General features: G+C 55.3%; 10 protein-coding genes. 6 read left to right on the top strand and 4 right to left on the bottom strand.

The window, feature by feature from the left end; genetic code table 11:
* Window positions 1–139: 139 nt before the first annotated feature.
* A complete protein-coding gene (locus HNR64_RS01235) occupies window positions 140–1,243 on the top strand; it encodes a ketoacyl-ACP synthase III (protein WP_204994803.1) in 1,104 nt (367 codons plus the stop codon).
* Here HNR64_RS01235 and HNR64_RS01230 read toward each other — a convergent pair.
* Genes HNR64_RS01230 through HNR64_RS01215 form a run of 4 tightly spaced genes read right to left on the bottom strand, consistent with a single transcriptional unit; the run spans window position 1,240 to window position 5,585 of the window.
* Complete coding sequence (locus HNR64_RS01230) at window positions 1,240–2,202, bottom strand: NAD(P)/FAD-dependent oxidoreductase (protein WP_204994802.1); 963 nt, start codon at window positions 2,200–2,202, stop codon at window positions 1,240–1,242. The genes HNR64_RS01235 and HNR64_RS01230 overlap by 4 nt on opposite strands.
* Complete coding sequence (locus HNR64_RS01225) at window positions 2,199–3,437, bottom strand: SAM-dependent methyltransferase (protein WP_204994801.1); 1,239 nt, start codon at window positions 3,435–3,437, stop codon at window positions 2,199–2,201. The genes HNR64_RS01230 and HNR64_RS01225 overlap by 4 nt, the downstream gene beginning before the upstream one ends.
* 31 nt (window positions 3,438–3,468) lie before the next feature.
* Window positions 3,469–4,248: a DUF1365 domain-containing protein gene (locus tag HNR64_RS01220; RefSeq protein ID WP_204994800.1), complete on the bottom strand. Its 780-nt coding sequence runs from the start codon at window positions 4,246–4,248 to the stop codon at window positions 3,469–3,471.
* Complete coding sequence (locus HNR64_RS01215) at window positions 4,245–5,585, bottom strand: NAD(P)/FAD-dependent oxidoreductase (protein WP_204994799.1); 1,341 nt, start codon at window positions 5,583–5,585, stop codon at window positions 4,245–4,247. The genes HNR64_RS01220 and HNR64_RS01215 overlap by 4 nt, the downstream gene beginning before the upstream one ends.
* A gap of 160 nt (window positions 5,586–5,745) precedes the next feature.
* On the opposite strand from HNR64_RS01215, the gene HNR64_RS01210 reads away from it, so the two are divergent.
* From HNR64_RS01210 to HNR64_RS01190, 5 genes are all read left to right on the top strand, one after another.
* Window positions 5,746–6,981: an MFS transporter gene (locus HNR64_RS01210; RefSeq protein WP_204994798.1), complete on the top strand. Its 1,236-nt coding sequence runs from the start codon at window positions 5,746–5,748 to the stop codon at window positions 6,979–6,981.
* On the top strand, window positions 6,974–7,540 hold the full coding sequence (locus HNR64_RS01205; protein WP_204994797.1) for a chalcone isomerase family protein: 567 nt from the start codon (window positions 6,974–6,976) through the stop codon (window positions 7,538–7,540). Before HNR64_RS01210 ends, HNR64_RS01205 begins: the two co-directional genes overlap by 8 nt.
* Before the next feature lie 117 nt (window positions 7,541–7,657).
* Window positions 7,658–10,144 carry a TonB-dependent receptor gene (locus HNR64_RS01200; RefSeq protein WP_204994796.1) on the top strand — a complete coding sequence of 829 codons (2,487 nt, stop codon included), beginning with the start codon at window positions 7,658–7,660 and terminating at the stop codon, window positions 10,142–10,144.
* Between the two features lie 52 nt (window positions 10,145–10,196).
* Window positions 10,197–11,126, top strand: a complete 930-nt coding sequence (locus tag HNR64_RS01195; protein WP_204994795.1) for a mechanosensitive ion channel domain-containing protein — start codon at window positions 10,197–10,199, stop codon at window positions 11,124–11,126.
* Between the two features lie 324 nt (window positions 11,127–11,450).
* Complete coding sequence (locus HNR64_RS01190; RefSeq protein ID WP_204994794.1) at window positions 11,451–13,991, top strand: TonB-dependent receptor; 2,541 nt, start codon at window positions 11,451–11,453, stop codon at window positions 13,989–13,991.
* Window positions 13,992–14,050 lie beyond the last annotated feature (59 nt).

Genomic DNA, 14,050 nt, shown 5'->3' with positions numbered 1-14,050 from the left:
TACGTATAGCCTGTGAAGTAGTGATCATTTTGGTGCAAAACGGCCCTGCTTGCCTCTCTATATCCCGTTGGATGCGCGGCGTGACAGCAACGATCTGGCTCGGCATAATGCCGCTCATCACTGAAGAGGATACCTGTGCATGCCATACGCGACGATAACTGGATGGGGTAAATGCGTTCCCCCCGCTGTGCTGAGTAATGAAGACCTGACAACCTTCCTCGATACGTCTGATGAGTGGATCTCGACGCGTACCGGGATCAAAGAGCGCAGAATCTCTCATGTGTCCACCGCGACTCTGGCAAGCATGGCGGCAAAGCGCGCCCTGGCCGCCGCCGACCTCGACCCTGCCGAGCTGGACATGATCATTATGGGAACCGCTTGCCCGGATACGCTGATTCCGAATTCGGGGTCGTTCGTGCAGGACAGTATCGGCGCGACCAATGCGGCGGTTTTTGACCTCAATGCGGCCTGCACGGGTTTTGTTTATGGTCTAAGTGTGGGCACGGCCATGATCCGTTCTGGTGCAATGAAGAAAGTACTGGTAATCGGCGCGGATCGAATCCCCTATTTCCTCGACTACAGTATGCGCGATGTAGCGGTGCTGTTTGGCGACGGTGCGGGCGCAGTCATCCTTGAAGCAGGTGAAGAAGAAAGCGGCATGCTTGCGGAGCGTTTGGGTTGCGATGGCGACGCGCGCGATATTCTGTCGGCGCGTGATTCCGGTACCGTTCGTGAGCGCTTTGCCGGTATCGATGGTTATTACGATATCAATTTCGAGGGGCCGGAAATATTTAAACGCGCGGTGCGCGGCATGGGCCAAGCGGTAACGGACGTACTTGATAAGTGCGGGCTGGCTGCTGAAGACGTGGATGTTCTGGTCCCGCATCAGGCGAATATTCGTATTATCGAAACGCTGATGAAGCGTTTGAAGGCGCCGGAAGAAAAGGTCATCGTTAATATTGAAAAATATGGCAACACTTCTGCCGCGACGGTGCCGATTGCGTTGTGTGAAGCGCTTGAGCAGGGCCGCATCAAGCCCGGCGACCACATTTTGACAGCCGCCTTTGGTGCAGGTCTAACCTGGGGGGCGGCACTCATTAAATGGGGTGATCGCGTGACGCCGCTGCGTGAATGCGAAGAAGATCTGCCGCCCTGCGATAAAACAGCGTTGGAGCTGCTGAAACCCTGGATTGACGGCAGCAATGCTGCAGCAGCCAAAAAAGCAGCCGAGGTAGATAGCTAACAGGCGCTGGCCAACCACTGTTTTACCCGCTGTACCGCGAAGGTGGCGCTGCGTAGCGCCCCTTCCGCATTGCCTCCAACGCAGTAATCCCCCGCCAATGCTATTTTCAAGCTGTCGTCAGCACGCTGTGAGTCGCTGATAACTGCTGTTTCCGGTCTGGCGAAACGCCAGCGCTGTATGTCGCTGTGTAGCAGTGGTGGCGTGGGCGCTATCGATGCCAGCTCGGTCATCACTCTATCGATAATTTCGTTATCGCTGCGTTGTTCAAAGTGGTGGCTGGCATCGTCGGTCAGCTCGATGGAATAGCAGTGCTGATGGTCCCGCCCTGGCGCGGACGACAAGCAAACAATTCGGCGCAGTATCGCGTGCGATTCAATATCGATTATTTCGCTCGGCGCCCACGCACCGTCAAATTGAACAATCACCGTCCAGCCCGCTTGCCAGGGTGTTTCGGCAATGGTGAGAGAGCTGGTTGTGGGTATCAGGTCTCGCGCCTGGGGGGCGGGGGTGGCGAGAATCACTGCCGAAAAATCACCGAGATCCTCCCCTTTGTCATCGCGCAATGACAGCGTTGTTGATGTTGGGTGAATGGCGGCTACTCGTTGCCCCCGGCGAACCTCAATGCCGTCAGCCAGAGCATGGCATAGTCGGTTGTTGCTGCCCGCAGCCGTGTAGTGTGTTTGCGTCGCTTGAGGCAGTAATTTACCGTCGCGCCACTGCGCGGTGGTATATGGTTGGGCGCTGATGGCGTCCCTAGGGAAGTATTGCAACTGCTCTGGCGTCAGGGCAAGTAAGGGGGCGCCGATATCAACGTTACCCCAGGGGTGCCTGCGCCGGGCGAGTCGCCCGCCCAGGCCGCGCGACTTTTCAAAGACGGCGACGGGTAGGCCGCACTCATTGAGCATTTTTGCGCAAAGCAGGCCGCTCAATCCGGCGCCGATGATGGCTACGGGGCTCAATGGGGCTTCTCAAGCACGAATTGATAAACATCTATCGAGCCCGCGCGAAAGCCGCCTTCGCAATAGCCAAGATAGTATTGCCACATGCGTTTAAAGCGTTGATCAAACCCCAGCGGGACGATGTCTTCCCAGCGCGCATTAAACGCCGTCGCCCAGTGCGCCAGGGTTTTGGCATATGACAGGCCGAAGGGCAGCTCGCTTTTTACGTCGAAGCCCGCTTTGCTGGCATGGGAGCGGAAGATGTCAGGGCTGGGCAGCATCCCTCCAGGGAAGATGTAGCGCTGGATAAAATCCGGGTTGTCGCGGTAGCCTTCGAAACGTTTTTCTTCAATGGTGATCACCTGTATTGCCGCTCTGCCGCCTGGTTTGAGTCGGGCATACAGGGTGTCGAAATAGGTTGGCCAGTACTGTTCACCGACAGCCTCAAGCATTTCTATGGAAACAATGTGGTCGTATTGATCGCGGGTGTCGCGGTAATCGGTGAGGCTAAATTTGGCTCGGCTGCTAAGGCCGGCGTCCGCGATACGTTGCCGGGCATAGCTCAGCTGTTCTTTGGATAGGGTGATGCCGTGGAGGGAGACATCCTGTTGTTGGCAGAGTTGTTCGGCAAAGCCGCCCCAGCCGCAGCCCACTTCCAAAACGCGGTCGCCACTTTGCACCGCCAGTTCGTCAATTAAACGCTGATATTTTCGGTGCTGGGCGCTGCGCAAATCATCAATGCCCTCGTCGAATAGTGCTGACGAGTAGGTCATGCTGTCGTCCAGCCAGTGGCGATAAAAGTGATTGCCCAGGTCATAGTGGTAGGCAATATTGCGCTTGCTGCCGCGCTTATTGTTGGCGTTACGCCGGTGTTGCAGGCGTTGCAGCCACTGCTTGGTTTTGCCGCTCGCCAGCATATCGCCGAAGTGTTCCTCGTTGACCACGATCCACTCCACTAGCGCAGCCAGGTTGGGGCAATCCCAATCGCCATCCATATAGGCTTCGCTCCATCCGACAGAGCCGCCGCTAAAGGCTTTACGCAATCCTTTCCAGTTATTAAGAATCACACTGGGTGCCAGCCGCTCGTCACTTTGATCACCAAAGCTGAGCTGACTTTTGTTGGGCAAGGTGACCGTGAGTGAACCGATTTTGGCATTGGCGAGCGGCGCAAGCACCTTTGCCAGCAAGTTCCGTTGGCGTTTTCCCCACCAGCTGGTGCCAAGCTGGTGTTGTAATTCTATGGCGGCTGTCTTCATCGCGTATCCCGTTAACGATTACGTTTATGGTTTACGAATCATTACGAGAGACAGGGTGTTTTGGTTCAGCGGGGCGGGGAAGTATTCGCATACCCTTGATATAGAGCTTAAGCGCCTGCCAGTGAATGGCAACCATCACGCTGGCGGTCATGAACGGCAGGCGGAAGAAACTGCCCAATAAATTCCAGTCGTTTAGTGTATGGCGAACACCCTGAAATACAGCGTGCAACAGCGCTTTGCCGCCCTCGGTCTCACGTATTGCAACAGCCAATCGGGGGCCTGGTTTGCGCAGCCGGAAGTGGTAAGTTGCCTCCATAGGAATAAAGGGTGAAACGTAAAACGCTTTATCGCAACGCTGACGAATAATCTCTTTCTGGCCGTCACCTGTGGCAGTAATTAAGTAGCTATGACGCTGCCCGAAGGTGTTGCTGACCTCGTACAGCACCGCGAAGATGTCATTACTGGCGTTGTAGCAGTAGTAAACGCTGAGGGGGTTAAAGGTGTAGCCAAGGATGCGCGGGTAGCACAATAATTCTGCACGATAGAGTGGCTCCTCAATACCGTGCTCGCGAAGCGTTTGTTGGAGGTAGTCTTTAGGCGCCCGGCCATCGCCAGCGCCGAAGTCACGATAGTGGAAGCTAAACAGGTTAAACCGGTTCACCGACAGCAGGCGACAGCGCGAGGCGTCTTGCTCGAGTTTATCCAGGTCAAACAGAAAGCTGTCGATACGGTAGCGAAAGCGGTGCTTTACTGGCCGAAAGCGATGGTGGAGCACTTCGCCTCGATACAGGGCGCTGCTTGCGTCACTCATGCTGCTGAACTGCTAACCTCAACAGGCAGCGGCAGATTGATACGATCGTCCTCCGGTTTTACCTGCCAGGGGCGCAGGCCGCCACCGAGGCGCTCTGCCACTGCGAGCCCCGATTGGATGCCATCCTCATGGAAGCCGTAGCCAAAATAACTGCCGCAGAACCAGCTGCGTTGCTGACCTTGCAATGCCCAGAGGTCTGTTTGCGCTGCCAGTGCCTTGCCATCGAATACCGGGTGCTGATAGCTGAACTCGCGAAAAACGTGGCGAGCGCGGGGCTCGGTCAACGGGTTCAACGAGACGACGATGGGCTCTGCGCATGGTAAATGCTGCAGGGCGTTCATCCAGTAACTTACCGAGACCTTGGTTTCACCTTGCTGGCGGTCTCCCATGTAATTCCAGCTTGACCAAACAGTCGGCCGCTTGGGGAGCAAACGAGGATCGCAATGCAACACTGCGCGATTCTCCTCGTAACGGAAGGCGCCGAGCGTCTTGCGCTCCGCCTGGCTGCTTTGGCTGAGCATCGCGAGCGCCTGATCGGCGTGGCAGGCAAAGACCACCTGATCAAAGCGATGAGACTCTCCAGAGTCATTGACAACAATCACGTGGTCCTCGAAACGGTCAACGCGGGAAACGCCGCAGTTGAGCTTGATGTGCTGCTCGAACGGCGCAGACAGCCGTTTCACATACTCGATTGAACCGCCAACCACGGTACGCCACGTCGGCCGATTTTTTACCTGCAGCAATCCGTGGTTTTCACAAAAGCGCAGGAATGTTTTGGCCGGATAGGCGAGCATTTGGTTTACCGGCGTTGACCAGATGGCGGCACCCATTGGCAGTAAGTGGTCGTCGCAGAAACCCGCACCGAAGCGCTCTCGTTTCAGTAGTTCTCCCAGCGACATGCTGTCAGGCAAAGTTTCCATCCAGTTTTCGCTTTCTCGGTAGAAACGCAGCAAGTCCGAGAGCATTTTCCAAAAGCGAGGGCGCAGCAGGTTGCGCTTTTGCGCGAACATAGTGGCCAGTGAGTTCGAGCCGCTGTATTCGAGTCTGCCGTCGTCAAGCGACACGCCGAATGACATGTCTGTGGCGAGGCTGTCGACGCCGAGCTGCTTGAAAAGGTTAACAAGGTTGGGGTAGCACTTGTCGTTGAACACGATGAAGCCGGTGTCCACCGCCGTGGTGCCCGCGGTTGTGGAGATTTCCACGGTGTTACTGTGACCGCCCAGGCGATCGTCTTTTTCAAATACGGTGATGGCGTGGCCACTGCGTTGCAGAAGCCAGGCACAGCTCAGCCCCGAAATACCTGAGCCGATAATGGCGATGCTTTGTTTGATTGTCATAGTGCGGGCAATTCTGATCTTATGAGTTATTAGTTACGTATTCCCTCACTGTTGCGATCACTTTTCCTTGTTCATATGTCACTTTATACGGACTTCGGGAAATGATTAACAGGGTGTTGGCTGTGCCGGTCCGTGCTCAGCGATCTAAGGAGATACTAGCATGTCCCAATCCCGAAGGCTGTTTCGCTATGCCTTGCCCGGCTTGCCCCTGTCCGCCCTTGGGCTGCCCTTTTACATTTACGTGCCATTGTGGCTGGCTGAGCAGGGCAATTATGGTTATGCCTTAGTCGGAGCGGTCTTCTTTTTAGCGCGACTTGCCGATGTTGTCACAGATTTGCCCGTTGGCGCGCTGGTAGACCGGCTCGGTGCGCGAAGAATATTGTGGCTCGCTGGCTGGGTGCTGATGACACTGAGTGCGGCCTCGCTGTTATTCCTGCCTCATCCTTGGCCGACGGTTAGCCTGCTGCTGGCATTAGTAGTGTTGATGCTGGGGTGGACGCTGATTACGGTGCCCTGGCTTGCGCTACCAGTGACGCTTAGCCGGGATGACGACCAGCGTTTAGCGTTTAATAGCGCGCGAGAGGCCATGTTGCTGTTTGGCACGCTACTGGCCATGTTGGCGCCCGCGGTGTTTGCACCGGAGTACCTGATTACGGTGGCGGCTTTCATGCTTCTCCTGCTTTTGGTGGCAGTTTTATATCAGGGCAGTCATCGCCCGCCGCCGGGCACTGAAGCGGCACCTTTTCGCCATCTGTTGGCCGAGCCGCGCGTGTCGGCATTGGCGGTACCCTGGTTTTTAAACATGTTGGCGAATGCGATTCCCGGTACCGTGCTGGTGCTGTTTGTGCGCGAGGTGTTGGAGGCCGAGGCAATGATTCCGGCCGCGCTACTGAGCTATTTCCTCGCGGGTCTGCTTGCCGTGCCGCTGTGGTACGGTCTCGCGCGGCGGTGGGGTAGCTTGTTCTGTTGGCGCCTCGGGTTGGTGCTGTCGGCGGTTTTATTTAGCTTTGCCATACTGCTTGGGGCAGGCGATGCGTACTGGTTTATATCGATTAGTGTGGGCACCGGTTTGATGCTCGGTGCGGATCAGGCAATTCCCTCAGCGATGCAGACAGGTCTGGCAAAGAAGCTGATGGCAGAAAAACCGAATACCGCGATCGCGGCCAGTCTATTTGCACTGTGGAGCATGCTGGGTAAGGCGGCGATGGGGCTGGCTGTTGGTGTGGGCTATTTATGGCTGGGTAGCCAGCTTGAACCAGAATTAGCGTCGGTGCCGCCTGATTGGGCGATCACGGCGGCTTATGTTGCGGCGCCGGTGGTATTGAAGCTGGTAGTGTTTTTCTTACTCGGACGCAAACAGCTGCGTTACTTAAGCGAAGAGGTGCACGATGCGTAAATTAGCAGGCGGTTGGCGATTTGTAGTGGTAATGACCCTGCTTGCCGGGGTGGCGGGGACTGCCCAGGCCTTGAACTGGCAAACAGTGGCCGCTGACACCTATAAATTGCTCTGGAAGGAAATTACCTACACTGAGTTACAGGTGGACGGTGAGCAAGCGATGCCCGCGGAGGGAGACATTCTTACGCCCAGCTATGCCAAGCAAATTATTATTCGCTACGGCTTGTCGGTGTCTGCCGAGCGTTTTCGCAAATTGACTGATGACAGCTTGGCGGACGGCTATAGCGAGGAGGAGTTAGCACCTCATCGTCGCGCTATCGATACCTTTAATAGTTGGTATCTCGGTGTTGAAAAGGGAGACAAGTACCGGCTCAGCTGGCAGCCCGGTGTTGGCTTGAGTTTGCATCACAACGAGGCTCACCTTGGCACCCTGGCTGACGCACAGGCTGCGCAGGTGATCTTGAGCGTGTGGCTGGGACGAGCGGCGATTAGTGAGGATCAGCGAGATTCCTTTCTGCGGCAATGGCGCAGTGCCACGAATCGCCTAGCCGAGAATTAGTTATATGGATATAACGCTTCGGTCTATATAAAAAATCCAGCTTTACGACACATTTTGCTAGCATTCGCGTCATTTTATGCCGCGCAACCGTCGCGGTGTTAGCAAAAGGTGATTTTTGTGGCTCGTCAAACGCCCTCTCTGCTTCCTAAGTTTTTATTCCTTGTCGCATTTGGTCTGAGCGAACAGGCCCAGGCGGTGACGCCCAGTCGGGGCTTGGACATTGAAGAAATTATCGTCACCGCCCAGAAGAAAGAGGAAGGGGCCAACAGTATCCCGCTGGCGATTGCCACCTACACCGGCGAAGATTTGACTGCCCTCGGTGTGGCCGATACGCGCGACCTGGGTCGCTTGCTGCCAGGGTTTTCCTACGCGGATGGCGGGTTTAACGTTCCTATTTATACCCTGCGTGGGGTCGGCTTTAACGAAAACAGCCAGACTGCCAGCGCCACAGTGGGTGTGTACGTTGACGAGTTCAATCTGCCGTTCCCGGTAATGAGCAAAGGCAGCAACCTCGATCTGGCGCGCGTTGAGGTATTGAAAGGCCCGCAGGGCACGCTCTACGGCCGCAATACCACTGGTGGCGCGATCAATTATATTGCCAATAAGCCCAGTGAAGAATTCGAGTACGGCGGCGACCTCAGTTACAGCCGTTTCGATACGCTGGCTGCCGAGGGTTTTGTGTCGGGCCCGGTCACCGATACCGTGTTCGCGCGACTGGCTTATACCACCACGCAATCGGGAGAGGGTTGGCAGCGCAGCCGCACGCGCTATGCGGGCAGTGATGCCTACAATGGCAAAACGGGGCGCGACCCCGGCAATGAATATGACCGCTTCGGCTACGACCGTTTAGGAGAGATTGATCGCGATGCCGCGCGGTTGTCGCTGCGCTGGGAAGGCGGCGAGCAATGGAGCGTGAATGCCCACCTGTCGGGCTGGCGCGATCGCTCAGAACCGCAAGCGCTTCAGGTCATTGCCATTGAGTCGCAAAACGCCATCCTCGGCGATTTTGGCCTGCACCCTGACGTGGCTAATTACCCCGTTAATGATCCGGATACTGACGATGCTCAAGCGGCCGACTGGCCGAACAATGGGCTGAACTTTCGCCTGAACGATAGCTTTGTCTCGGGTGGGCTGCGCCTGGATTATCAGTTGGACGAGCGCCACGATATGGTGCTGTTGCTATCGGCGGGTCGGTTTGAGTCTGACGGTAGCTTTATTCCCCAGTCGGGTCTGGATACCGTGAATACAGAACGAAATGTGTTCGCAACAAGCGATTTTTACAACGCGGAACTCCGTTTTTCCGGCGAATTGGGTGACGACCTGTTTTGGCAGTTAGGCGTGAACTACAGTGAGGACGAAGTCGATGAGTTCCAGCGTCTTCACCACGAAAACGTCAGTATCGTCTTCCCGGTTGGCCCGCTGGGCGGCCTTCTCGGTGACGGCTTTGCACTGCTGGACAATCGCTCCGGCTTTGGTGGGAATCAAACGGCAGAAGTGGCGGCGATTTTTGCCAACACCGAGTGGCAATTCGCTGAGGACTGGAAGCTGACTCTTGGTGCGCGCTATACCGACGAGCTGCGTGAGTTTAACGGTTGCTCCCGCGATGTTGATGTGGAGGACAACCCCGGTGCAGATCAGGAAGCACCGGGAGCCCAGAACAGAGGGATAGGCTTGGCCAATGCGATAACGCTGATCAGCTTGGCGCAGGCGCCGATGGCCGGTTATGCACCGGGCAGAGCAGAGCGCGGTGGGTGTTTTACCCTCGACAGCGAAACACGTCGCCCCGGCCGGTTTTTTGGTGAGCTGCACGAGGACAACGTGTCCGGGCGCATCGCCGTGGACTGGGAGTTCGCGCCGGAGAAGCTGGTGTTTTTGGGCTTGAGTCGGGGCTACAAGTCGGGAAGCTTCCCGCTGATCAATATTTCGGACTCGGTGCAGTATGCGCCTGCGACGCAGGAACGCCTGGATGCTATAGAGCTGGGAACGAAGTTGCGCTTATTTGAGCGCATGCAATTGAATGCCTCGGTATTCGACTACCGCTACCGAGACAAGCAGCTGGTAACGAACTTTCGCGACCCGATTTTCGGGGCGTTGCCAGCGCTCCGCAATGCGCCCAAATCCTCCGTGCGCGGCGCTGAGCTGGACTTGAAAATGACACCCTTCGCGGGCCTGTTCCTCGCCCTTCAGGCCTCCTATCTGGACACTGAAGTAGAAGAGTTCATCAGTGGCGATCGCAACGGTGAAGAGTTTGACTTCAGCGGCAAGCCCTTTAATTACAGCCCGCAATGGGAATACTCCGTTGTTGCTGAATACACCTTGCCGCTGTTCGACGACTATGAGCTCTCCGTAGGTGGCGATCTGAGCTATCGGGGAGAGACCAATGCCTCTTTGCAGAAAGATCCACGCTTTTTCATGGAAGATTATACGGTAATCAATGCGCGCTTAGGCTTTGCGCCGCTGGCGGGGCCTTGGAAGGTGCAGCTGTGGGGGCGCAACATTACCGATGAGTACTACTACAATAACGTGACCAACCAGCTCGATACCATCGGTCGTTATACCGCTATGCCGGTGGTGTGGGGGGCAACAATTAGCTGGCGCCGCTAGCGTCAATCGCTGGTAGAATTCGCCAACTGCGCTATATATCTAACAAGTTGCCGTGGCGGTACTTGCTGGTGAGGAACACGCTATTAGCCCTGAAGCCTTTCTACTGAACGTCCAGAGTAGTTTGAACTACCCGCTTATCACGCTGGGTGAGCGGCCCATTACACTGGGGACATTGCTCGCCGGGGCAGTGATTGTCGTTGCTGCGCTGGTGATTTCCAAAACACTGCGTCGAAGCCTTAGGGGTATTGCCTCGCGGCGCAGTGGTTTGAGTCCCAGCTCCCTCTACACCATGGAACGCTTAACGCACTATGTCGTGCTGGTGTTGGGCAGTTTTTTCGCACTCTCTGTTGTCGGTATCGACTTTTCTAAGCTGGCCCTGGTTGCCTCTGCGCTGTCTGTGGGTATTGGCTTTGGGCTTCAGGCGATATTCAGTAATTTTGTTTCCGGTTTGATCATTTTGGTCGAGCGTTCACTAAAGGTCGGTGACTACGTTCAGCTGGAGAGCGGTGTGATTGGCGTGGTCAGCGAAATCCGCGTTCGGGCAACCTTAATTACGACTCTAGAAAACGCAGAAGTGGTGGTGCCGAACTCGGAGTTTGTGAACGGTAAGGTGACCAACTTTACATTGAGCAATAACTTCTGTCGCCTGCGTATTCCCTTTGGCGTTGCCTACGGAACCGATAAAGAACGCCTGCGAGAGGTTGTGTTGGCAGCGGTAGCGGCGCAGCATCAGACCCTGTTGGATTCGCCGTCGCATCAACCCACCCTTCAAATGAAAGGTTTTGGCGATTCAAGCTTGGATTTTGAGCTGTTAGTTTGGGTTAAGCCTGAATTTGCTGCGCAGCAAAGCTCAACGCGCTCTGCCTACCTATGGGCCTTGGATACCGCGCTGAATGAGGCGGGTATTACGGTGCCATTCCCGCAGCGAGACCTTCATCTTGTGTCGGGCCTGCACCCTCAGGTTGCAGAGGACAGCGGCTGAAAAATCGGAGTGCTGTGGGTAATTTTCCACTAAACGTCGCCGTTATTTGCGGAATTTGAGGGTAATTTCTTTGCGTTGACTGAAAAAAATTAAAAAAAAGTAATTCATGCCAATGGTATGCACATGAAGATTGTGCATGCTTCACCCTGCGGGATGCTATAGAGGTTCGGTTTGCAGAGAGCGAGAGCATAATTCGCCGAGAGCGAACGTCCAAGTAAAAAAACAGGAAAACAACATTCTTGCCGCCTTACCGATAACAACAATATCGCCGGGTTTTCGTGGAGCTCGGTAACAGCTTTAACTTCTTGAAAAACGAGGGTCACAATGAAGAAACGGATCAGCGCCTTATTACCGTTAAGCTTGGTGGGTGGTCTCGCCCATGCAGCGCCGGTGCTAGAAGAGGTTGTCGTCACCGCTCAACTGCGCGAGCAGAGCCTGCAAGACGTGCCGGTATCGGTGAGCGCCATTGGTGGTGAGAAAATGATGGAGGCGGGCCTGGCGAAGATAGAAGACCTGCAGGCCTATGTCCCTAACTTTACTATGTCTGAGTCCGGCATCGGTACCGATATTTACATTCGCGGTATCGGCTCTGGTGAGAACCAGGGCTTTGAGCAGTCGGTAGGTATGTATGTCGATGGTATCTACTTTGGCCGCGCTCAGTTGGCGCGTGCACCATTCTTGGACTTATCTCGGGTGGAAGTGCTGCGCGGGCCGCAGAATATCCTGCTAGGTAAAAACAGCATCGCTGGTGCGATTAACATCAAAACAGCGGATCCCACCGAAGATTTTGAGGGGAACGTTCAGGTTACCTACGAGCCAGACCAAAACGAGCGCATTGTCGATTTGGTTGTCAGTGGCCCCATCAGTGACCGCTGGTCTTACCGCTTCGCTGCGCGTAAGCGCGAACTCGATGGTTTTATGGAAAACCTCGTCCTGGATCGCGACGAAGCGCAGCGCGATGAAGAAACATTCCGCTTGAAGCTAGGCTGGGATGTCACCGATAACGTTACGGCGATGTTTAAAGTTGAAGCGGGTAGCTTCGACGTGGTGGGCCGAAACTCGGAAATCATCACTAACTACGAGTCCAACTCCGATGTATTCCTGTTCCAGGGACGTACCTACGGCGAGATTATGGATCGTACCGTCTTTCCTGACGTGGGTGGACTGGGTGGTTTGGTTGGTCTTCTGCCGGCGCCAATTCTCAATATTCTTCAATTGCAGCCGAATGGCTCCTTGGTTGATATCGACTCGGATGAAGGCGTACTGAACAACAAAGCAGATCGCAAGCGCCACAGCAATGGCGACTTTAGTTACAACGATACCTACAACTTTACCGCTAACCTGGATTGGTATCGTGACGACCATCAGTTCACGTCCATTACCGGCATCATGGGTTATGAGTACGACGAAGACTGTGACTGTGACTTTACCGGTGCTCCGCTGTTCCAGGTAGAGTTCCAGGAAGAATACAAGCAGTTCAGCCAGGAGTTCCGCTGGATCTCGCCCGCTGGCGAGACCTTTGAATTTATTGGTGGTGCCTACTTCCAGTACAGCGAGCTGGACTTCTTCGATTCGCTCTACCTCCCCTCAGATATTATCCCGCAGCTTGTTAACGCGGCCGATTTGCTGGAAGGTGGTGCACGCGGTGACCTCGACCCACTAGCCGGTGCAACAGGCTTCGAGTTGTTGGGTGTGGGTGATGCCGGTAACGCACTGCGCGGTATTCGTACCCCACGTAACTTCTACAGCGAATCGAGCATCGCGTCGACCTTCCTGCAAACCACTTGGAATATGGCGGACACTTTCCGCATGACCTTGGGTGGCCGCCTAACCTGGGAGAATAAAGAAGCATCGCGTAACCTGAACTTTGCCTTAGACGATGGCTCTATCCAGCCTATTGGTGAGGTGGATACGGCTGCTGCGGTCAGCTTCGCTGCCGAGCGTCACGACCTCAAGGGCGAGCGCGAAGAGCTGCAATTCGCACCGTCGATCAACTTCCAGTGGGATGCCACCGATGAGTTGATGGCGTACTTCACGGCAAGTAAGGGCTTCAAGTCCGGTGGCTTCGACGCTCGTTCGAATTCTTCACCCAGCGCTGATCCCACGCCGATCAATCCCAATGCGCCAACAGGCACTAACCAGCAAGTGCTGATCGGTAGCTTCGAATTCGAAGAAGAGGAAGCATTGAGTTACGAACTGGGCTTTAAGTCGACACTGCTCGATGGCGCCGCAGAGCTGAACGTTGCGCTATTCCGCACCGAATTCGACAACCTGCAGGTCAGTGTCTTTGACGGCACCCTTGGCTTCAACGTGGGTAACGCGGCGAGCGCAATCTCACAGGGTATCGAGTTGGACGGCCGGATGGCATTGACCGAGAACCTGATGCTTGCCGGTGGTTTGGCCTTCCTTGATTTCGAGTTCCAGGACCACAAGTTCGGTACCTGTGTTCAGGATCAAATTCCGGACAACCCCAATGGCATCAACTGTGACTACAGCGGCAAGACCAACCAGTATGTTGCCGACTACTCCGGTAACTTGTTGCTGTCGTACGAGCGCCCGCTGTGGGATTTCCTGATGTTCCGCGCCAACGTGGATGCGATTTTCACCGACGAGTACCACCCCTCGCCGAATATGGATAACCGTATTAAGCAAGAAGCGTACATTACCTATAACGGCCGCTTGGCAATCTCCTCTATCGAAGGCGATTGGGAACTGGCCCTGCTGGGTAAAAACCTCAGTGATGAGCTGATCGTTGTCTACGGTGTTGATGCGCCCACCGCGAAAACCATCACCGGGGCGACCACGCACCACGGTTTGATCAACAACCCCCGCACTTTCGCCTTACAAGCCAGCTATCGCTGGTAGGGGCGCTCTCTCTCGCGCAGTGGCTTGCCGCTGTGCGAGAGGCATGTAACAATCCTACT

This window comes from Spongiibacter marinus (assembly GCF_016906995.1).
GTDB lineage: Bacteria > Pseudomonadota > Gammaproteobacteria > Pseudomonadales > Spongiibacteraceae > Spongiibacter > Spongiibacter marinus.
The sequence above is the reverse complement of the archived record's forward strand: the minus strand, read 5'-3'. Positions and strand labels throughout refer to the sequence as shown.